An 18875-nucleotide genomic window follows, 5' to 3' on the forward strand; every position below is an offset into this window, starting at 1 on the left:
GCCGCCCACGACCTTCTCGTGAGAGCCCACGAACCGGACCGGCCCGTGAAGTCCGTGAAGCCAGGGGAGCCCGGCAAGTCCTGGGGAGCCGGCAATCCCGGAGAGCTCGGGGAGTCCGGCAAGTCCTGGGAGTTCGGGGAGTTCGGAGAGCTCGAAGGACCAGGGGAACTCGTACGACGTGTGAAAGCGGGCCTGTTGTGAAGATCGCCATCATCGGTTCAGGGAACATCGGCACCGACCTGATGTTCAAGGCACTGCTGTCGAAGAAGGTCGAGGTCGTCGCGATGGCGGGCATCGACCCCGACTCCGACGGACTGGCCCGCGCCCGCCGCCGCGGGGTCGCCACCACCCACGAGGGTGTCGAAGGACTGGTCGCGCTGCCCGGGTTCGCCGAGGTGGACGTCGTCCTCGACGCGACCTCGGCCGGGGCGCACCGGCACAACGACCGGGTGCTCAGGGCGCACGGCAAGCGCGTCATCGACCTCACCCCCGCCGCGATCGGCCCCTACGTGGTGCCTCCGGTCAACCTGGAGGACCACCTCACCGAACCGAACCTCAACATGGTCACCTGCGGCGGGCAGGCCACCATCCCGATCGTCGCGGCGGTCGCCTCGCGGGTGCCCGTCCGGTACGCGGAGATCGTCGCCTCCATCTCCTCCCGGTCGGCGGGGCCCGGCACACGGGCCAACATCGACGAGTTCACCGAGACGACCTCCCGGGCGATCGAGCGGGTCGGCGGGGCGGCGAAGGGCAAGGCGATCATCATCCTCAACCCGGCGGAGCCGCCGCTGATCATGCGGGACACGGTCTACTGCCTGGTGGACGAGTGCGACGAGGCGACCGTGGCGGAGGTGAAGGACGCCGTGCTGGAGATGGTGGCGCGGGTCAACGACTACGTGCCCGGCTACCGCCTCAAACAGGACATACAGCTTGAGACGCTTCCGGCTGGGGAGCCGCTCCCCGACGGCACCCGCGACGGCGGCGTGAAGGTGACCGTCTTCCTGGAGGTGGAGGGCGCCGCCCACTACCTGCCCGCCTACGCCGGCAACCTCGACATCATGACCTCCGCCGCGCTGCGCACCGCCGAGCGGCTCGCCGAGGTGACGGAGCGGGCCGCGGACGCGGGCCGCACGCAAGACCGGGACCGCACGGACCTGGCCGCTCGTACGGACGCGGAGGTGGGCGCGTGAAGCTCTACGTGCAGGACGTGACACTGCGGGACGGCATGCACGCCATCCGGCACCGCTACACCGTCGCCCAGGCCGCCGAGATCGCCGCGGCCCTCGACGCCGCCGGGGTGGCGGCGATCGAGATCGCGCACGGCGACGGCCTCTCCGGGGGCAGTTTCAACTACGGCGCGGGCGCGCACACCGACGACGAGTGGATCGAGGCGGTCGCCGGTGCCGTACGGCGGGCGAAGCTGACCACCCTGCTGCTGCCCGGCATCGGCACCATCGACGACCTCAGGCGCGCGCACGCCCTCGGTGTCACCTCGGTCAGGGTCGCCACCCACTGCACCGAGGCCGACATCTCCGCCCAGCACATCTCCACCGCGCGCGAGCTCGGGATGGACGTGGCCGGGTTCCTGATGATGTCCCACATGACCTCCGCCGACGAACTGGCGCGGCAGGCGGCGCTCATGGAGTCGTACGGCGCCCACTGCGTCTACGTGACCGACTCCGGCGGCCGGTTGACCATGGACGGGGTGCGGGAGCGGGTCAGGGCCTACCGCTCGGTGCTCGACGAGGGTACGGAGATCGGCATCCACGCCCACCACAACCTGGGCCTCGGCGTGGCCAACTCGGTCGTCGCGGTGGAGAACGGCACCTACCGGGTGGACGCCTCCCTGGCGGGGATGGGCGCGGGGGCGGGCAACTGCCCGATCGAGGTGTTCGTCGCGGTGGCCGACCTGATGGGCTGGGAGCACGGCTGTGACCTGCACGCCCTGATGGACGCGGCCGACGACCTGGTCAGGCCGCTGCAGGACCGGCCGGTCCGGGTGGACAGGGAGACGCTGACGCTCGGCTACGCGGGGGTCTACTCCAGCTTCCTGCGGCACGCGGAGGCGGCCTCGGCGCGCTACGGGGTCGACACCCGGACCATCCTCACCGAGGTGGGCCGCCGCCGGATGGTGGGCGGCCAGGAGGACATGATCGTGGACATCGCGCTGGACCTGGCACGGACCGGGGAGCCGTCGTGACACGGGCGGTCCTCCGGCTCTTCCCGGCTCCCGTCGAGCTCTTTCGTCGAGCGTCGTAGTGGTGTCACCGTCCTCGGGCTCCCGCCGGACCCTTTCACCGAGCGCCGTAGCGATGTCACCGTCCCCCGGCTCCCGCCGAGTCCCTTCACCGAGCGCCGCAGTGGCGCCCGCGAGAAAGATGGTGTCCCAGTGACCGACCTGCACAAGCTCGCCGCCGTCCTGGACGAGGCCGCCCGCACCGGTCGCGCGGTGCCGAGGCCCGAGCAGGACTACGGCGTGGCCGACGCCTACCGGGTCCAGGAGGAGCTGATTCGGCTCCGCCTGGAGCGCGGGGACCGGCTCGCCGGGGTGAAGCTGGGCTTCACCAGCGAGGGTAAGCGCCGCCAGATGGGGGTGCACGACGTCATCTTCGGCCGGGTGCCGGAGTCGTCGGCCATCCTCGACGGCTCGTACGCGGATATTTCTGGATTCATCCATCCGAGGGTGGAGCCGGAGGTCGTCTACCTCATCGGCCGGCGCATCGCGTCGCCGGGCGACGCGCTCGCGCCGGACGCCGTCGCGGCCGTCGCGGCCGGTATCGAGGTGATCGACTCGCGCTACGAGGACTTCAGGTTCTCGCTGCCCGACGTGATCGCCGACAACACCTCGGCCGCCGGGTACGTCGTCGGCCCCTGGCAGCCGTACGACCCGTCGCGCTGGAACCTGGGCGTCGTCCTGGAGATCGACGGGCGCGTGGTCCAGACCGGATCGACCGGCGCGATCCTGGGCGACCCGCGCAGGGCACTCGCCGAGGCCGTGCGCCTCGCCCTCCAGGCGGGGATGGTCCTGGAGCCGGGCTGGGTCCTGCTCGCCGGTGCCGCCACGCCCGCCGAGCCGCTGGTGCCCGGTGCGCGGGTGCGGGCCGAGATCCAGCACCTGGGCTCGGTCTCGTTCACCGCCTCCGTGCCCGAATCCGCCTCCGCGCCGGAACCCGCCTCCGCGCCGGAACCCGCCTCCGCGTCCGAATCCGCCTCCGCACCCGGTCCGACGACGCCGGGAGCCTCGGCGGAGACGCCGGGGGTTTCCGGGGTACAGGGGGCTTCGGAGAGGCCGGGCACTTCTGGGGAGGAATCATGAGCGAAGGGCTCGTCGTCGAGGGAAAGGCGACGCCGCGAGGAAGGTTTCCGCACGTCAAGCGTGCGGGAGACCTCCTGTACGTGTCCGGGACCAGCTCACGCAGGCCCGACAACACGATTGTGGGAGCCGAGGTCGACGAGTTCGGCACGGTGAAGCTCGACATCGCCGAGCAGACCAGGGCGGTGATAGAGAACATCGGAGACATCCTCAAGGCGGCGGGAGCCGACCTGAGCGATCTCGTGCAGATCACCACCTACCTGGTGAACATCAATGACTTCGGCGGATACAACGCGGTCTACGCGGAGTACTTCGACGAGACCGGCCCGGCACGCACCACCGTGGCCGTCCACCAACTGCCCCACCCGCACCTGCTCATCGAGATTCAGGCCGTGGCCCATCGACCGGAGGTTCGCCCATGACCGCCCCCATCGACCTCACCAAGTGGATCGACGAGCACGCCCACCTGCTCAAGCCGCCGGTGGGCAACAAGATGGTCTTCGAGAACACCGGCGACTTCATCGTCATGGTCGTCGGAGGCCCGAACGCGCGGACCGATTTCCACATCGACCCGTACGAGGAGCTCTTCTACCAGATCCGCGGCAACATGCACGTCAACATCATGACCCCCGAGGGGCCGGAGACCGTGCACGTGCGCGAGGGCCAGATGTGGCTGCTCCCGGGGAACACGCCGCACTCGCCGCAGCGCCCCGAGGAGGGGTCGATCGGCCTGGTGGTGGAGCGGATCAGGCCGGAGGGCGTGCTGGAGAAGTTCCTCTGGTACTGCCCGCGGTGCAGCGGCGTGGTCCACGAGGTGGAACTCCAGGTCCGTGACATCGTGACCGACCTGCCGCCGATCTTCCAGGCGTTCTACGACGACGAGAAGGCGCGTACCTGCGGGAACTGCGGCACCGTCCACCCCGGCAAGGGATAGCCGTTGATCATCGACGTTCACACGCACCACGTCCCCAAGGGCTGGCCCGATCTCGGCTGGCCGGGGGCGCCCCGGCTGAGGGTCGACTCCGAGCGGGAGGCGGTGATCCTGCTCGGGGATCGGGAGTTCCGCCGGATCGCCGACGACTGCTGGAATCCCTCGGTCCGCCTGGAACGGATGGACGCCGACGGGGTGGACGTCCAGGTCGTCTCCCCGACGCCGGTCTTCTTCTCCTACGAGCGCCCGGCGGCCGAGGCCGTACGGGTCGCGAGGGTGTTCAACGACCTGGCGCTGGAGATCTGCGCGTCCGAGCGGCTGGTGCCGTTCTGCCAGGTGCCGCTCCAGGATCCCGACCTGGCCTGCGCCGAGCTGGACCGGTGCCTCGCCGCTGGTCACGCGGGCGTCGAGATCGGCAACCACGTCGGCGACCGCGACCTCGACGACGAGGGAATCGTCCAGTTCCTCCAGCACTGCGCCTCGGTGGGGGCGCCCGTCTTCGTCCACCCCTGGGACATGGGGGGTGGTCCCCGGCTGGAGCGCTGGATGGCGCAGTGGCTGGTCGGCATGCCCGCCGAGACGCACCTGTCGGTGCTCGCCCTGATCCTGGGCGGCGTCCTCGACCGGGTGCCGAAGACGCTGCGCCTGTGCTTCGCGCACGGCGGCGGCTCGTTCGCCTTCTGGCTCGGCCGCTTCGAGAACGCCTGGCACCGTCGCAACGACCTGGTGGGGGTCTCGGAGTTTCCCCCGTCGCACTATCTCGACCGGTTCAGCGTGGACTCGGTGGTGTTCGACGAGCGGGCGCTGCGGCTGCTGGTCGACACGATGGGAGAGGACGGGGTGATGCTCGGCTCCGACTTCCCCTACCCGCTGGGCGAGTCACCGGTGGGCTCGCTGATCCGCCGGGCGGGGTTTCTCTCCGACACCGCCCGCGCCAAGCTGCTCGGCGGCAACGCCGTCCGGTTCCTCGGACGCTGAGCGGGACCGGTCGCCGGGCCGAAGTCCGGAAGGAACGCGCCGCCGGGAGACCGGGAGGCTCAGCGCTTGCTCAGGCGGCGTCCCTTGTACATCGGGTGGTTGGTCTCCCAGTATTTCCAGCCCTCCACCCGCGCGGGGACGTTGGCCACTCCGGCGGCGATCTTGCGCACCCGGCAGGTGTAGACCTGGCGCCACGCGGAGAATCCCACCCGGTAGCCGAAAACGCGATACCACATGTTTCCGTACTTGCCGGCGGTGATCTCCTGTGAGTATTGGTGCCCGGTCTCGACGATGTATTCCTCGGCGAGCAGCGGACTGACCATGTTTCTCAACTGGCGGATCAACTCGCCCCTGTCGATCTCGCTGAGTTTTTCCCTTTCCAGCTCCATCTCGGCGTAGACACGGTGCTGCCGGGTGACGGAAACCGTCATCGTGCCGCCGGGGCCGTCGATGAAGCGCGTGCGGGGAACGAAGAAATTCCTCGGTCTGAAGGAGTGGAACCTGAAGAAGGACCTCGGCCTGCATTTCTTGCGCGCCTGGTCCGAAAGCGTGTGGCGGGGGCCGTCGGTGTCGGTCCCGGTTTCCGTGCCCGTCGCGGTGTTGCCGGTTCCGGTGCCGACCCCGTTGTCGGTGTCTCTGTCTCTGTCTCTGGAGGAGGGGGAGGCGCTGGTGGAGGTGCTGGTCGACGTGATGGACGAGTCGGAGCCGGGTGACGGGTCGCCGAGCGCGGACGAGTCGGAGGACGGGTCGCCGAGCGCGGGCGAATTGGAGCCGGGTGACGGGTCGCCGAGCGCGGACGCGGTGGCGGGTGCGGGGAGGGCGGAGGGCACGGTGACCGTGAGGGCCAGACAGAGGAATCCGGTGAGGGCCGGCATCGCCGGCCCTTTCTTCGGCCGGTACCCTTTCCGTCGTTTACGTATGGTTGCGGCGCTTTTTTGAGGATGGGGAGTGAGCATGAAGACACCATTCCCTTCGAGGCACGGTCTGTGGCCGCGACCAATCCGCTGACCGGAATGCGGTTTTTACCGGTGCGCCGAGCCGCTTCAGCGTGACAGTGACGATGCTTACAGCCTCACGTGAGGGCCATGTGATGACACGCCGAGACCAAGTCCACTGGAAAAGGAAAGGGTGCACGGAAGGGAACTACAGTGATCGATCGTCCACGGGTGACGGTTCGTCGCCGATCTGTGAGGGCGCGTCGAGCGTGGCGACGAGCCTCTTGGGAGCGATGGCGCGGTAGCTCTCCTCGACCCAGTCGAGGAGTATCTCGGTCTCCAGGAGCGCGCTCGCGTTCATCAGGGAGATCGAGACCCATCCCGTTTTGGCCAGTCCGTAGCCGGACGGCTTGACGCCGTGGAACGCCAACGCGTGGCCGCTCGACTCCGGCAGCTTCATCCCGACTCTCGGTCTCCATTTCTCGGTCGGCTCTTCGACGCCGAGGAAGAGGAAGATCTTCTTGTTGACTTTGACGACCGTGTCGTCCCAGGGGTGGTCCTCGTAGGTCTCCGGCAGGCGCAACGCGAACTCGCGCAGCGTCTCGCGGACCTCACGCCAGTTGTCCATGGCGCCCATTCTGAACCTCTGCGCCGACGATTCCACCCCGAGCCGGTGTGGATCCACCGGGATCGTCCCGGGTCGGCCAGGCTTCGGCCCCGCCTCGGGTCGGCTTCGGGGCGGTCCGGATCTCAAAACGATCGCGACCGGACGGCCGGACCCGTCGGTTTCGTCTCGGAACGATGGTGACCGGACGGCCGGACCAGCCGGTTTCATGGACGGGGGATGTTGCGCAGGTTCGCCTTCGCCATGTCGATCATGCGCCCCACCCCGCCGTTGAGCACGATCTTGCTTGCGGCGAGGGCGAACCCCTTCACCTGCGCCCCGCTGACGCTCGGAGGCATGGCGAGCACGTCCGGGTCGGTGACCACATCCAGCAGGAAGGGGCCGGGGGTCGAGAAGGCCGTGGCGAGGGCCTCCCGTACGTCCGAGGGATTCTCCACCCGCAACGCCCCGATCCCGGCCGCGCCGGCGATCGCCGCGTAGTCGACGGGGGCGTGGTCGGTGCCGAAGTCGGGCATCCCCTCCACCATCATCTCCAGCTTCACCATGCCGAGCGAGGAGTTGTTGAACACCACCGTCTTCACCGGCAGATCGTGCTGCCGGACGGTGAGAAGCTCCCCGAGGAGCATGGCGAGCCCGCCGTCCCCGGAGAGCGAGACGACCTGGCGGCGCCGGTCCGCGAACTGGGCGCCGACGGCCTGCGGGAGCGCGTTGGCCATGCTCCCGTGCACGAACGAGCCGATCACCCGGCGACGCCCGTTGGGGCTGAGGTAACGGGCGGCCCAGACGCAGCACATCCCGGTGTCCACGGTGAACACGGCGTCGTCCGCGGCCAGTTCGTCGATCAGGTTCGCGACGTACTCGGGGTGGATCGGCAGGTGGTGCTCGATGTCGTGGGTGTACGCCTCCACGACGTTCTCCAGCACCTTCAGGTGCTTGCGCAGCGTCTTGTCGAGATGGCGGCGGTCCGTCTTCTGGGTGACATGGGGCAGCACCGCGCGGATCGTCGCGCCGACGTCGCCGTGCACGGCCAGCTCCAGCGGGGTCCTGCGGCCCAGTCGCCCCGCGTCGTGGTCGATCTGGATCGTCCGCGCGCCCGGCAGGAAGTCGTCGTACGGGAAGTCGGTCCCGGCCAGCACCACCAGATCGGCGTCGTGCATCGCCTCGTGGCAGGCGCCGTACCCGAGCAGCCCGCTCATCCCCACGTCGTACGGGTTGTCGTACTGGATCCACTCCTTGCCGCGCAGCGCGTGCCCGACCGGTGCCAGGACGCGCCCGGCCAGCGCCATGACCTCGTCGCGGGCGTGACGTGTCCCCGCGCCGCAGAACAGCATCACCTTCTCGGCGCGGTTCAACGCCGCCGCCAGCTCGGCCACCTGGTCGGCGGGGGGTACGACCGTGCCGGTCCTGGTCAGGAAGTCGTGCTCGCCGGTGGGACGGGTGGCGGACAGCTCCGCCACGTCACCGGGAAGCACCACGACGGAGACGCCACCAAGGCCGAGCGCCTGCTGGACGGCGGTACGCAGCACCCGGGGCATCTGCTCGGGTGTGCTGATCATGTCGCAGAAGTGGCTGCACTCCACGAACAGTCGTCCGGGGTGGGTCTCCTGGAAGAAGCCCGTGCCGATCTGCGCGGAGGGGATGTGCGAGGCGATCGCGAGCACCGGGGCACCGCTGCGGTGGGCGTCGTAGAGGCCCTGGAGCAGGTGGGTGTTGCCGGGCCCGCAACTGCCCGCGCAGACCGCGAGGCGCCCGGTGACCTGTGCTTCGGCCGAGGCGGCGAACGCCCCGGCCTCCTCGTTCTGCACGTGGATCCACTCGATGCCATCGGCCTTCCTGATGGCGTCGACCACCGGGTTGAGGCTGTCGCCCACCACCCCGTAGATCCGTTCCACCCCGGCCTGGCGGAGAACCTCGATGAACTGCTCGGCGACGGTCGCCATGGTGCCCCCTCATGTCCGGCGTCACCGGGGTACCTCACCGTATTTCGCCGGATCACTCGGGATCGCCCGGGAAGAGTCAGGGCCGCGTGTGTCGGGGGACTCGTGTCTCGCGACACAGCGTCGTTCGTATATCGAACAAAAGTTCTTTATGTGTACAGAGTGTAACCGGAGGGATAGGTTCTCCAGAGAAGACGGTCGGGTCCGGCCGGATGCCTGTCACTTTCCGTGGCACCCTGCTTACCATTCGGGCGAGGTAACCGCTCTCGGAAGGGGCCAGATGACCGGGCAGAACTCGGCGACCGCGTCCGACTACGTCTTCGACAACGACGGGGACCACTCGTCCGACCAGCACCGCTACCTCGCCCGGCTTCTCGACCCGCTCACGTTCGAGCGTCTCGCCCTCACCGGTGTCGGACCCGGCTGGCGGTGTCTGGAGGTCGGGGCGGGCGGTGGCAGTGTGGCCCTCTGGCTGGCCGAACGGGTCGCGCCGGGTGGACACGTGCTGGCGACCGACATCAAGCCCGGCCTGATCCCGTCCAGACCGGGGCTGACCGTGGCCCGCCACGACATCGTCGTCGACCCGCTGCCGCAGGACGCGTTCGACCTGATCCACGCCAGGCTCGTGCTCAGCCACCTGCCGCAGCGCCGCCAGGTCCTGAGGCGCCTGCGCGCCGCGCTGCGGCCCGGCGGCCGACTGCAGATCGACGAGATCGACATCACCCGCTGGGTGGCGCCGCCCACCTCCGGCGGGCGCGAAGAAGAGGTGTACGGGATCTACGTCACGGCCATGGCCCGGGTCCTGGGCGCGGCGGGCAGCGACCCGACCTGGGGGAGTGTGGCCGCGCGGGACATCGCGGCGGCGGGCCTGGTCGACATCGACCAGGTGCGCTGGACCGAGGTGTGGGAGCGCGGGTCCGCCGGGCTCGGCCTCCTGATCAGCAACAGCCACCATCTGGAGGAGCACCTGATGGCGGCGGGGATGACCTCGGGGCAGCTCAGGGAGGTCCGGGAGGTCATGTCGGCTCCGGGCTTCAGCGCCCCCTCCTTCGAGATCCACTCGATCCTCGCCCGCAGGGCCGACGACTGAGCGCTCCGCGAGGGAGCGGAAGGGCGCCGGCATCGCCCCGGGAGACGACGGATCCGGTGCCGGGCGCTCCGCGAGGGCCGGCTCAGACCCGGGAGACGACGGATCCGGTGTCGAGCACTCCGCAGGGGAACGGAGGGACCGGCACCGCCCCGGGAGACGACGGATCCGCCGTCGCCACTGCGCGAGGGGGCGGAGGGGCCCGGCGCCTGACCGGCGGTCCATCGGCGGATGGTGACGAAACCGTCTCGATCAGTGGTGACGGCGGAGAGTGCTCACTCGCGGTCCGCACCCGGTGTGAGCTGGGCGATCATCAGAAATCCCGCTTTTTAGGGATAAGAAACCGCCCTACCCACCCTGAACATTGATATTCAATCTTCGCTCTGGTGACTTGAAGCGTGATAAGTCCCATGGGCATAGTGTGTCGAATCACACACGCACCAGTCGCGGCGTGCGACCGCGGGGCCCGTTCGGCCTGCGGGCGCCGGCCAGGCGCAGGAACCGCGGATTGGAAAGTCCGAATGAGCAACCCCCCTCCGATTCGCTCGAAGATCCTCGCGATCCTGCTCCTTCCCATCCTCTCGCTGATCGTCCTGTGGGGATTCGTCGCCTACTCGACCGTCGCGCAGGTCGCCGGCATCGCCCAGACCCAGAGCCGCTGGCAGGTGATCGGAGAGCCGATCCGGCAGTTGATCTTCGAGATCCAGCGGGAACGTCAGATCTCCGCCGAGGCGGCCGGCGCCACCGTCCAGAACGAGACACTCTCCAAGCAACGGCGAATCACGAACGTCCAACTGGACCGGGTACGCCAGGCGGTCGCGTCCGCCGAGGCATACGAGCCCGACAACGCCCCGACGGACATCCGGGCGTTGATCGCGGCGATGGAAGGGCTCAGCCAGGTCCGTACCCTCACCGACCGCGGTGCGCTCAGCCCCGTCCAGGTGACCGACGGCTACAACGAGTTCGTCGGCGCCGCCAACCGGCAGATCGGTGACGCCACCGCGATCGCGGACCTGGAGGCATTCCGTAACGTCCGCGGCATGGGCGCCTACAGCACCACCGCCGAGTTCGCGAGCAGGGAGCACGCCGTCCTCACCGCCGCGCTGAAGCGCGGCGCGATGACGCCCGCGGAACACGCGGCCTTCGTCTCGGCGATGACCAGCCGGAGAAACTACCTGGTCTACGCGGAGCGGGACATGAGCCCGGACCTGAAAGCGGATCACGAGGCCTTCCTGCAGAGCCCCGCCTACAAGCGGTTCACCGCGGGCGAGGACAGGATCTTCTCGTGGAACCTCGCCGGTAAGCCCCCGCTGGACGCCGCCGAGTGGAAGCGTGACGCCGAGGCCGTTCTGGTCGCCGTCAACAAGCAGAGCGTGCGGGAGTTCGCCCGCTCGGCGACCAGGGGCGAGGCGCTCAGGAACGACACCTACCTGCGGATCGGGCTGATCCTGGGACTGGGCCTGCTCGCGATCGTCGTCTCGATCCTCGCCTCCTACCGGTTCGGCCGCTCCCTGGTCGCCGAGCTGAAGCGGCTTCAGGCGTCCGCCGTGGAACTGGCCGAGGAGCGGTTGCCCCGGCTGGTGGAGCGGCTGCGCAGGGGCGACGACGTGAACCCGGCGATCGAGGCCCCCGAGCTCGCCCCCGCGAGGACCGCCGAGGTCGACCGCGTCGTGCACGCGTTCTCCGCCGTGCGACGCACCGCGGTGGAGGCCGCGGTCGGCCAGGCGACGCTCCGCAAGGGCGTCGGCCTGGTCTTCCTGAACCTCGCCTGGCGCAACCAGGCGCTGCTGCACCGCCAGCTCACGCTCCTCGACACGATGGAGCGCCGCGTCGAAGAACCGGAGATCCTGGAGGATCTCTTCAAGCTCGACCACCTGACCACCCGCATGCGGCGGCACGCGGAGAACCTGATCATCCTGTCCGACGCGGCTCCGTCCCGCAGGTGGCGCGACCCGGTGCCCATCTTCGACGTGGTGCGCAGCGCCATCCTGGAGGTCGAGGACTACACCCGCGTCACCGTGCTCCCCATGCCGCACGCGCCGCTGCTGGTCGGCGCCGCGGTCACCGACGTGATCCACCTGATCGCCGAGCTGGTGGAGAACGCCACCACCTTCTCGCCGCCGAACACCGCGGTCCACGTACGGAGCATGGCCGCGGCGAACGGCTTCGCGCTGGAAGTCGAGGACCGCGGCCTGGGACTGAGCCAGGCCAACCTCGACGAGCTCAACGCCAAGCTCGCCGACCCGCCGGAGTTCGACCTGGCGGACAGCGACAGGCTCGGCCTGTTCGTCGTGGCCAGGCTCGCCGCCCGGCACGGGATCAAGGTCGTACTGCGCCCCTCGCCGTACGACGGCACCACCGCGATCGTGTTGCTGCCGCAGAGTCTGCTCGCCACCTGCGAGTCACTCGCCGCCGAGACCATGCCGAACCGGGCGCGTCAGGACGGCGCGCACCCGGGCGGACCGGCACGGGCGCTGAGCGCGGCAGCGGAAGACTGGCCCAGGGCGCTCTCCGGCACCCAGGACCACGGGACGACCCACACTCCCGAGACCACGTCGAGCTGGTTCCCCACCCAGGAGCGGCGCGAGGCTCCCGATGTCCCCGCCTCGATACCGGTGCGGCGGGCCGTCTTCATCCCGGACACCGACGACGACCTGGACGGGCTGCCGATGCGGGTACGGCAGGCTAATCTGGCCCCCCAGCTCCGCCAGACACGCTCCCCCGAACCGTGCGACACCACCGCGCGAACCCCCGAGGAGCTCTCACACCTCATGTCCTCCATGCAGCGAGGCTGGCAGCAGGGCCGCAGCCATGCGGAGCAGGAAACGGACGTGTGGAAGCGAAAGGACGGCCACTCCGATGCCCGACCCCAGATCTGAACTGAGCTGGTTGCTCGACGACCTGACCCAGCGGGTCACCGGTATCCGGCACGCCATCGTGCTGTCCGCCGACGGCCTGGCGATGGGCGGCTCTCGAGGGCTGACCCGGGAGGACGCCGAACACCTGTCCGCCATATCGGCGGGAAGCCACAGCCTCGCACTGGGTGCGGGGCGGCACTTCGGCCTCGGCGGCGTACGGCAGACCATCATCGAGATGGAGGGGGGTTTCCTGTTCGTCACCGCGGCGGGACAGGGAGCCAGGCTGGCCGTACTCGCCGCGGGCGACGCCGAACTGGGCATGGTGACCTACGAGATGGCGCTGCTGGTCAAGCGCGTCGGCGAGCACCTGTCCGCTCAGCCGAGGGGAGCCGCCCCAGCGCCCGCTTGGAACGGTACGAGGACGTGATGGGGGAGGATCCCGGGCCTCTGGTCAGGCTCTTCGGGGTGACCGGAGGCAGGGCGCGCCCGGTCGGGGAGAGCTTCGACCTGGTGGCCATCGTCACGACCGTCGAGATGCCCTTCGAGCCGGTCGGGCTGATGCCCGAACATCTCAACGTGCTGCACGCGTGCCGTCGGCCCACCACCGTGGCCGACGTCGCCGCGCATCTCAAGCTGCCACTCAACATCACCCGCGTACTCCTCAGCGAGCTGCGACGCGAGGGCCTGGTCACCATCGACAAGCCCCGGCCGATGGGGAAGACGATCGACGAACGCATCTACAGGGAAGTGCTGCATGGAATACGCGGCCTCTGAGCCGGGCATGCCCCCGGGCGACACCCCCGCGATGGCCATCAAGATCCTTGTCGCCGGTGGTTTCGGGGTCGGCAAGACGACCATGGTCGGCACGATCAGCGAGATCAGGCCTCTGCACACCGAGGAACTGCTGAGCGAGCGCGGCATCCACGTGGACGACACCGCGGGCGTGGAGTCAAAGATCACCACGACCGTCGCGCTGGACTTCGGCCGGATCACCATCCGCGACGGGCTCTGGCTCTACCTGTTCGGCACCCCGGGCCAGGACAGGTTCTGGTTCATGTGGGACGAGCTGTCCGTCGGCGCCCTCGGCGCGGTCGTCCTCGCCGACACCCGCCGCTTGCAGGACTGTTTCCCCGCCGTGGACTACTTCGAGCAGCGCGGGCTCCCGTTCGTCGTCGCGGTCAACTGCTTCGACGGCGCGCGCCGGCACGACCCGATCAAGGTACGGCGGGCACTGGGCCTGGACGGCGTGGCACCGATCATCCTCTGTGACGTGCGCAGACGCGACTCGGTCAAGGAGGTGCTGACCACGCTGGTCACCTATGCGGCGGGAGGCGCCTTCCAGGCGGCCCACGCGGGAGCCTGAGACCCGTCGCGCTCTTCCGGGGGGCCGGCCGGACCTCCCCCGACCGCGTCGCCGAGCGTACGATCGCGGCGTACCGGAGTACGGGCTCGACCAACGCCGCCACCGGAGGGCTGCCCCTGTGAACACGGAGAATACGAGCGCGGAGGCTGTGAGCGCGGAGAGGCCGGGCGCGGGTGCGGAGGTCGGCCTCACCGGGGGCGGGCTGCTCAGCGGGCTGGGAACGGGGAGCCAGGTGAGCCCGGCGGAGGCGTTCAACGTGGTCCGCGCCGACGAGCTGGAGGGCAGGGTCGCCCTCGTCACCGGCGGCGGCAACGGCATCGGCGCGGGAGTGGCCCGGCGGCTGGCCGAGGGCGGTGCCCGCGTCGTCCTCGCCGACATCGACGACGTCGCGGGCGGCAGGCTCGCGGACGAGCTGGGAGCGACGTACGTCCACTGCGACGTGTCCCGGCTGGAGGACAACGAGACGGCGGTGGCGACCGCGGTCGAGCGGTACGGCCGGCTCGACCTCGCCTTCCTCAACGCGGGCATCGCCTCGGGCTGCGGCCTGGGGGAGGACTTCGACATCCGGCGCTACCGCCTCGCGATGGGTGTGAACCTCGACGGCGTCGTCTTCGGGGCGCACGCCGCGATCCCGGCCCTGCGGGCGTCGGGTGGCGGCACGATCGTGGCGACCGCGAGCATGGCGGGCATCGTCGGCATCCCGTCCGACCCCGTCTACGCCGCCAACAAGCACGCCGTCGTCGGACTCGTCCGCTCGCTCGGCGAGGACCTCCGGCCGCACGGCATCAGGGTTCAGGCGCTCTGCCCGTCCTTCGCCGACACCGCGATCCTCGGCGAGAGCAAGGCGGTGCTGGAGGGACTCGGCTTCCCGATCCTCGACGTCTCGTCCGTCGTCGACACCTTCTTCCGGCTGCTCGACGGCGACGGCACCGGTGAGTGCTGGTTCGTCGTCCCAGGCCGAGAGAGCCAGCCCTTCGCCTTCCGCCGGGCCCCGGGACCGCGCACCTGATCCGAACGGTCAGGGGCGGCGGGTCGCCTAGCCGGGCCGAGTGGGCCGGGCCGACGACGGCGCGCCTGTCGGCGGCGTGGATACGACGTTCTCGTCGTCGGCGAAGAGGGGCGGACAGGGGATCGGCCTCGCCCGCCGGGCCGCGACACGCTCACCGGCCACGGCGATCTCCCTCACGCCCGCGATGACCGAACGTAAGATCGCGAACGTGAAGAGTAGCCGCAAGGTGATCCCGCCCCAGGAGGCGGCATCCGGCGGGCTCCGTCGCGTCCTGCTGCTGGCCGGGCAGTTGGGAGTCGGTGGCACCGAGAAGCAGATCTTCCTCCTGGCCACGGGCCTGGCCCGCGACGGCGTGGAGGTCGACGTGGTCACCCTGCACTCGGGAGGTCCGTACGGTGACGCGCTCGAACGCGCCGGCGTCCCCGTGCACAACGCCGGGTTCACAGCGTTGTCGACGGGAATCACCGCTCTTCCCCGCAACCTGCTCGCGGCGGTACGCCTCGTCAGGCTGATACGGCGGCTCAGGCCGGACGTGTTCCACGCCTTCCTGTACCACGCCTATGTGATCGGCACGCCGATCGCCTGGCTAGCCCGGGTCCCCGTCATCGTGGCGGGACGACGCAGCCTGAGCCTCTTCAAGAGACTTCCGCACGGGATCCACGCGCTGGAGCGCCTCGCCGTCCGGCTGGCGCGGCACGTGGTGGCCAACGCCGTGGTCGTGGCGGAGGACGCCAGGAGAGTGGAGGGTCTCGCCCCGGAGAAGATCAGCGTGATCTACAACGGGCTCCCCGAGTCGGCCTTCCTGCCCGTCGCGCCCGCGTCGATCACGACCGACCTGCCGGTCGTGTGCTGCGTCGCCAACCTGATGACGTACAAGGGCCACCGCCACCTCATCGAGGCGATGGCGCTGCTGGCGGACCGGGGCACGCCGTGCACGCTGGTGCTCGCGGGAGAGGGACCCGAGCGCGACGCCCTGACACCGCAGGCGGAGAGCCTGGGGGTGGACCTGCGCCTTCTGGGCCTTCGCGGGGACGTCCAGGCCCTGGTGCACCGGGCGTCGGTGGTGGTGCTCGCCTCGCTCCAGGAGGGGATGAGCAACGCGGTCATGGAGGCGATGGCGGCGGGCAGGCCGATCGTCGCCACCGCGGTGGGCGGAACCCGCGAGCTGCTGAACGGGCGCGGGCTGCTGGTCCCCCCGCAGGATCCCCGGGCACTGGCCGACGCCCTGGAGCGCGTGCTGCGCGACCCTCGCCTGGGAGCGTCCCTCGGCGGCGCCGCCCGCGCCTGGGCACTGGACAACCTTCGCGTGGACTCCATGATCGACCGGCACCTGACGCTGTACCGGCGCCTTCTGGAGGAGCGATGTGCGCGATAGCCGGTGCCGCTCGACCGGTCGGGCAGTCGGTCGCGCGACCTGCCGTGGAACCGGTCGCGCGATCGGCCGAACAACCCGCCGTACAACCGGCCGAGGACCGTTGTCGGCGACCGCGGCTCACGTGAGTGCCACGGTCGCGACGGGGCGCGGCGGAGACGCGACCGCCACTCGCCTGGCCCACCTGCTCCTCACCCACCTCACGCTCACCGTCGCCGGAGGACTCACCAGCGTGATCGTGGCCCGCGCCCTGGGGCCGGGGGACCGTGGCGCCTACTGGGTGATCGTCACCATCGCGACCACGGCGGCGGCGATGGGAAACCTGTCGGTGGAGAAGTCACAGACGACGCTGTGGACACGGGAGGAGAATCGGCCCGCGATCGCGGCGAACTCCCCGTGGCTGGGGCTCGCCGTGGGCGCGGTGGCGGCGGGGATCGCCTTCCTCACGGTCGCGCCCCTGCCGGGCGTCGGCGCCGACCGTTCCACGCTGGTCTGGGGGCTGGCCGCGGTACCCGTCATGATGACGATCGTCTACGTCAACAACGTGCACGTCCTGCGCGCCTGCACCGGGGTCGTCAACCGGGGCTCGCTGGCCGGAGCCGCCCTGCAGTGCTCCGCCCTCGCGGCCCTCGGATTTCCCGGATGGCTCACCGTCGAGGGAGTGGTGATCGTCTGGACCCTTTCCTTCGTGGTGAACCTGCTGCTCCTGCTGCCGTCCCTGCCCGTACGCCGCCCGAGCGAGGGGCGGCTGGTCGCCCGTACGCTGTCGTGCGGGCTGCGCTACCACCCGGGTTACGTCTGTCATTTCCTGCTGCTGCGGCTCGACGTCCTCATCCTGAACGCGATGAGCACACCCGCCTCGGTGGGGATCTACTCCATGGCGGTGACACCGGCCGAACTCCTGCGGGCGATGACCGGCGCGGTGGTTCAGGTCGCCCTGCCCCGGCAGATGGAGTCGAGCCGGGAGACGGCCGCCGCGTACACGGCGCGGACGATCCGGATCACCGCCGTTCTCGCCGCCTCGTCGGTCGTCCTCCTCTGCCTGGCGGGACCGTTCCTGCTGGTCGCCGCGGCCGGTCCGGCCTTCGCGGGGTCCGTTGTCCCGATGCTGGTGCTCGCACCGGGCGTGGCCGCCGCCGCGACCGCGGCTCCGGCCGCGGCCTACCTGCTCCGCCTCGACCGGCCTCTCGTCACCTCTCTGATGTACGGCGCGGCGCTGCCGGCGAACCTCGTCCTGAACGTCCTGCTCATCCCCGAAGCGGGCGTCGTGGGGTGCGCCCTGGCGTCCGCGATCGCCTACACGGCCCTCGCCGCGACCCAACTGGTCTGGTTCGCGCGATCGGCGGGAGTGCCCCTGCGGAGGTTGAGCCCGGGTGCCGCCGAGGTGCGCGAGATCGCCCACCGGGTCCACGGACTCCTGCGCGTCCGCTGATCCATCTGATCGGGGGCGACCCGTCTGATCAGGCTGATCCGGTGGATACGGCTGACCCGACTGATACGGCTGATCGCGCTGGTTCGGCCGGTCGCCTGAGCAGGTACTCGTTGCAGCCGAGCCCGCCCGCGCACGTCTTGAGGAGCAGGAGGCTGAGATCGTGCGCGCGGGCGCGGGCGAGGACCTGCTCGGGCCTGGAGACCTCGAACGGGTACCCGCCCACCCAGTCGAGCATGTCGTGCCGGCGCGACATGCCCCGCGGCTGGGGGGCCGTGGGATCGGCCCGGCCACGGAGCAGCCGCGCGACCTTGACCAGGGGCCAGGCCCGGTAGATGTACGCCGCGCTCCCGGCGACCAGGGCGCAACGGGTCACCGGCCCCGACCGGTTGTAGCGCCGCTTCACGGCGGTCCAGACCTTGCTCTGCCTGCCCTGGTCGTTGTAGAGCGAGACGAACAGCAGCCCGCCGGGGGCGACGAGCCCGACGGTGGCGTTGAAGGCCCGCCACATGGCCCCGGTGTGGTGCAACACCCCCCAGGAGTAGACCACGTCGAAGGTCCCCAACCCCGCGAGGTAACCGTCGTCCAGAATCGACCCCCGCTCGATCGTCCAGGAGGCGTCTCTTTCTTCGACCATCTGAGAGGTGTCGGCCGCTTCCCGTTCGGTCATCCGCGGGGCGCCGGTCGCTCCCCCTTCAACGGTCCGGGAGCTGTCGGGAGCGAAGGCGCGCCGTAGCCGCACGGCGGACTCCACCGCCTCGGCGTCGGAGTCGAAGGAGTGCACGCGTGCCCCGAGGCGATGCGCGGCGAGTGAGAACAGGCCACTGCCGCAGCCCACGTCGAGGAAGGTGCGCCCGGCAAGATCCTCGACCTCCAGGGTCGCCCGCAGCGAGTCGATCGCGCGTTGGACGCGACTCTCGTCGACAAGATCGACGAAGGACCTCCAGTTGCGGCCGAAGGCGAATCTTTCACCCCGGCTGACCTGCAGAAGGGTCTCGTCCACCATCGTCTCCTGCCACATGCCGCACGAGGACTTCC

The 18875-nt window shown here is 70.1% G+C and carries 20 protein-coding genes; 16 read left to right on the forward strand and 4 right to left on the reverse strand.

Annotated elements, in window-relative coordinates; all coding sequences use genetic code 11:
• The first annotated feature begins 45 nt into the window (after window positions 1-45).
• The 7 genes from ACFY3D_RS11460 to ACFY3D_RS11490 all read left to right on the forward strand — a co-directional run bounded on the left by ACFY3D_RS11460 (window position 46) and on the right by ACFY3D_RS11490 (window position 5222).
• The gene (locus ACFY3D_RS11460) at window positions 46-201 is read left to right on the forward strand and encodes a hypothetical protein (RefSeq protein ID WP_389977883.1); all 156 of its coding nucleotides are present in this window, start codon (window positions 46-48) and stop codon (window positions 199-201) included.
• On the forward strand, window positions 198-1190 hold the full coding sequence (locus tag ACFY3D_RS11465; protein WP_389977886.1) for an acetaldehyde dehydrogenase (acetylating): 993 nt from the start codon (window positions 198-200) through the stop codon (window positions 1188-1190). The genes ACFY3D_RS11460 and ACFY3D_RS11465 overlap by 4 nt, the downstream gene beginning before the upstream one ends.
• Window positions 1187-2200, forward strand: coding sequence for a 4-hydroxy-2-oxovalerate aldolase (gene dmpG / locus ACFY3D_RS11470; RefSeq protein WP_350941487.1), 1014 nt, complete (start codon window positions 1187-1189; stop codon window positions 2198-2200). Before ACFY3D_RS11465 ends, dmpG begins: the two co-directional genes overlap by 4 nt.
• A gap of 189 nt (window positions 2201-2389) precedes the next feature.
• Window positions 2390-3316, forward strand: a complete 927-nt coding sequence (locus ACFY3D_RS11475) for a 2-keto-4-pentenoate hydratase (RefSeq protein WP_389977889.1) — start codon at window positions 2390-2392, stop codon at window positions 3314-3316.
• Complete coding sequence (locus tag ACFY3D_RS11480) at window positions 3313-3735, forward strand: RidA family protein (RefSeq protein WP_350941483.1); 423 nt, start codon at window positions 3313-3315, stop codon at window positions 3733-3735. The genes ACFY3D_RS11475 and ACFY3D_RS11480 overlap by 4 nt, the downstream gene beginning before the upstream one ends.
• Window positions 3732-4247: a 3-hydroxyanthranilate 3,4-dioxygenase gene (locus ACFY3D_RS11485; RefSeq protein WP_350941482.1), complete on the forward strand. Its 516-nt coding sequence runs from the start codon at window positions 3732-3734 to the stop codon at window positions 4245-4247. Before ACFY3D_RS11480 ends, ACFY3D_RS11485 begins: the two co-directional genes overlap by 4 nt.
• Window positions 4248-4250: 3 nt before the next feature.
• A complete protein-coding gene (locus ACFY3D_RS11490) occupies window positions 4251-5222 on the forward strand; it encodes an amidohydrolase family protein (protein WP_389977892.1) in 972 nt (323 codons plus the stop codon).
• A 59-nt stretch (window positions 5223-5281) separates the two neighbouring features.
• Here the strand turns inward: ACFY3D_RS11490 and ACFY3D_RS11495 are convergent, their stop codons facing one another.
• Window positions 5282-5653 (reverse strand): hypothetical protein, encoded by a 372-nt coding sequence (locus tag ACFY3D_RS11495; protein ID WP_389977895.1) that lies wholly within the window; start codon window positions 5651-5653, stop codon window positions 5282-5284.
• On the opposite strand from ACFY3D_RS11495, the gene ACFY3D_RS11500 reads away from it, so the two are divergent.
• A complete protein-coding gene (locus ACFY3D_RS11500; RefSeq protein WP_389977898.1) occupies window positions 5637-6161 on the forward strand; it encodes a hypothetical protein in 525 nt (174 codons plus the stop codon). The two genes, ACFY3D_RS11495 and ACFY3D_RS11500, sit on opposite strands and share 17 nt — an antisense overlap.
• Before the next feature lie 204 nt (window positions 6162-6365).
• Here the strand turns inward: ACFY3D_RS11500 and ACFY3D_RS11505 are convergent, their stop codons facing one another.
• The gene (locus ACFY3D_RS11505; protein WP_389977901.1) at window positions 6366-6785 is read right to left on the reverse strand and encodes an MmcQ/YjbR family DNA-binding protein; all 420 of its coding nucleotides are present in this window, start codon (window positions 6783-6785) and stop codon (window positions 6366-6368) included.
• A gap of 203 nt (window positions 6786-6988) precedes the next feature.
• A complete protein-coding gene (locus ACFY3D_RS11510) occupies window positions 6989-8722 on the reverse strand; it encodes a pyruvate dehydrogenase (RefSeq protein WP_389977904.1) in 1734 nt (577 codons plus the stop codon).
• Window positions 8723-8999: 277 nt separating this feature from the next.
• Here ACFY3D_RS11510 and ACFY3D_RS11515 point away from each other — a divergent pair, with 277 nt between their 5' ends.
• The 8 genes from ACFY3D_RS11515 to ACFY3D_RS11550 all read left to right on the forward strand — a co-directional run bounded on the left by ACFY3D_RS11515 (window position 9000) and on the right by ACFY3D_RS11550 (window position 17840).
• Window positions 9000-9809: a class I SAM-dependent methyltransferase gene (locus ACFY3D_RS11515; protein WP_389977907.1), complete on the forward strand. Its 810-nt coding sequence runs from the start codon at window positions 9000-9002 to the stop codon at window positions 9807-9809.
• A 518-nt stretch (window positions 9810-10327) separates the two neighbouring features.
• Window positions 10328-12685 (forward strand): nitrate- and nitrite sensing domain-containing protein, encoded by a 2358-nt coding sequence (locus ACFY3D_RS11520; protein ID WP_389977910.1) that lies wholly within the window; start codon window positions 10328-10330, stop codon window positions 12683-12685.
• A complete protein-coding gene (locus ACFY3D_RS11525) occupies window positions 12666-13091 on the forward strand; it encodes a roadblock/LC7 domain-containing protein (RefSeq protein ID WP_350941470.1) in 426 nt (141 codons plus the stop codon). The genes ACFY3D_RS11520 and ACFY3D_RS11525 overlap by 20 nt, the downstream gene beginning before the upstream one ends.
• Window positions 13091-13438, forward strand: a complete 348-nt coding sequence (locus ACFY3D_RS11530; RefSeq protein ID WP_350941469.1) for a DUF742 domain-containing protein — start codon at window positions 13091-13093, stop codon at window positions 13436-13438. Before ACFY3D_RS11525 ends, ACFY3D_RS11530 begins: the two co-directional genes overlap by 1 nt.
• A complete protein-coding gene (locus ACFY3D_RS11535) occupies window positions 13419-14027 on the forward strand; it encodes an ATP/GTP-binding protein (protein WP_350941467.1) in 609 nt (202 codons plus the stop codon). Before ACFY3D_RS11530 ends, ACFY3D_RS11535 begins: the two co-directional genes overlap by 20 nt.
• A gap of 148 nt (window positions 14028-14175) precedes the next feature.
• Window positions 14176-15036 carry an SDR family oxidoreductase gene (locus tag ACFY3D_RS11540; protein ID WP_389977914.1) on the forward strand — a complete coding sequence of 287 codons (861 nt, stop codon included), beginning with the start codon at window positions 14176-14178 and terminating at the stop codon, window positions 15034-15036.
• A gap of 208 nt (window positions 15037-15244) precedes the next feature.
• A complete protein-coding gene (locus tag ACFY3D_RS11545; protein WP_389977917.1) occupies window positions 15245-16411 on the forward strand; it encodes a glycosyltransferase in 1167 nt (388 codons plus the stop codon).
• 121 nt (window positions 16412-16532) lie between these two features.
• The gene (locus ACFY3D_RS11550) at window positions 16533-17840 is read left to right on the forward strand and encodes a lipopolysaccharide biosynthesis protein (protein ID WP_389977920.1); all 1308 of its coding nucleotides are present in this window, start codon (window positions 16533-16535) and stop codon (window positions 17838-17840) included.
• 28 nt (window positions 17841-17868) lie between these two features.
• On the opposite strand, the gene ACFY3D_RS11555 is transcribed toward ACFY3D_RS11550, so the two are convergent.
• Entirely contained in the window at window positions 17869-18840 is a 972-nt protein-coding gene (locus ACFY3D_RS11555; protein WP_389977923.1) for a class I SAM-dependent methyltransferase, read from the reverse strand.
• Window positions 18841-18875: the final 35 nt, after the last annotated feature.

The sequence above is a fragment of the Streptosporangium sp. NPDC000509 genome (assembly GCF_042898365.1).
Lineage (GTDB): Bacteria > Actinomycetota > Actinomycetes > Streptosporangiales > Streptosporangiaceae > Streptosporangium.

What these genes read in the sequence shown, in the direction of transcription:
- ACFY3D_RS11525 (WP_350941470.1), top strand. Translation starts at nt 12,666, where the DNA reads ATGCCCGACCCCAGATCTGAACTGAGCTGGTTGCTCGACGACCTGACC.
- ACFY3D_RS11505 (WP_389977901.1), bottom strand. Translation starts at nt 6,785, where the DNA reads ATGGACAACTGGCGTGAGGTCCGCGAGACGCTGCGCGAGTTCGCGTTG.
- ACFY3D_RS11495 (WP_389977895.1), bottom strand. Translation starts at nt 5,653, where the DNA reads ATGACGGTTTCCGTCACCCGGCAGCACCGTGTCTACGCCGAGATGGAG.
- ACFY3D_RS11480 (WP_350941483.1), top strand. Translation starts at nt 3,313, where the DNA reads ATGAGCGAAGGGCTCGTCGTCGAGGGAAAGGCGACGCCGCGAGGAAGG.
- ACFY3D_RS11510 (WP_389977904.1), bottom strand. Translation starts at nt 8,722, where the DNA reads ATGGCGACCGTCGCCGAGCAGTTCATCGAGGTTCTCCGCCAGGCCGGG.
- ACFY3D_RS11485 (WP_350941482.1), top strand. Translation starts at nt 3,732, where the DNA reads ATGACCGCCCCCATCGACCTCACCAAGTGGATCGACGAGCACGCCCAC.
- ACFY3D_RS11535 (WP_350941467.1), top strand. Translation starts at nt 13,419, where the DNA reads ATGGAATACGCGGCCTCTGAGCCGGGCATGCCCCCGGGCGACACCCCC.
- ACFY3D_RS11515 (WP_389977907.1), top strand. Translation starts at nt 9,000, where the DNA reads ATGACCGGGCAGAACTCGGCGACCGCGTCCGACTACGTCTTCGACAAC.
- ACFY3D_RS11520 (WP_389977910.1), top strand. Translation starts at nt 10,328, where the DNA reads ATGAGCAACCCCCCTCCGATTCGCTCGAAGATCCTCGCGATCCTGCTC.
- ACFY3D_RS11530 (WP_350941469.1), top strand. Translation starts at nt 13,091, where the DNA reads ATGGGGGAGGATCCCGGGCCTCTGGTCAGGCTCTTCGGGGTGACCGGA.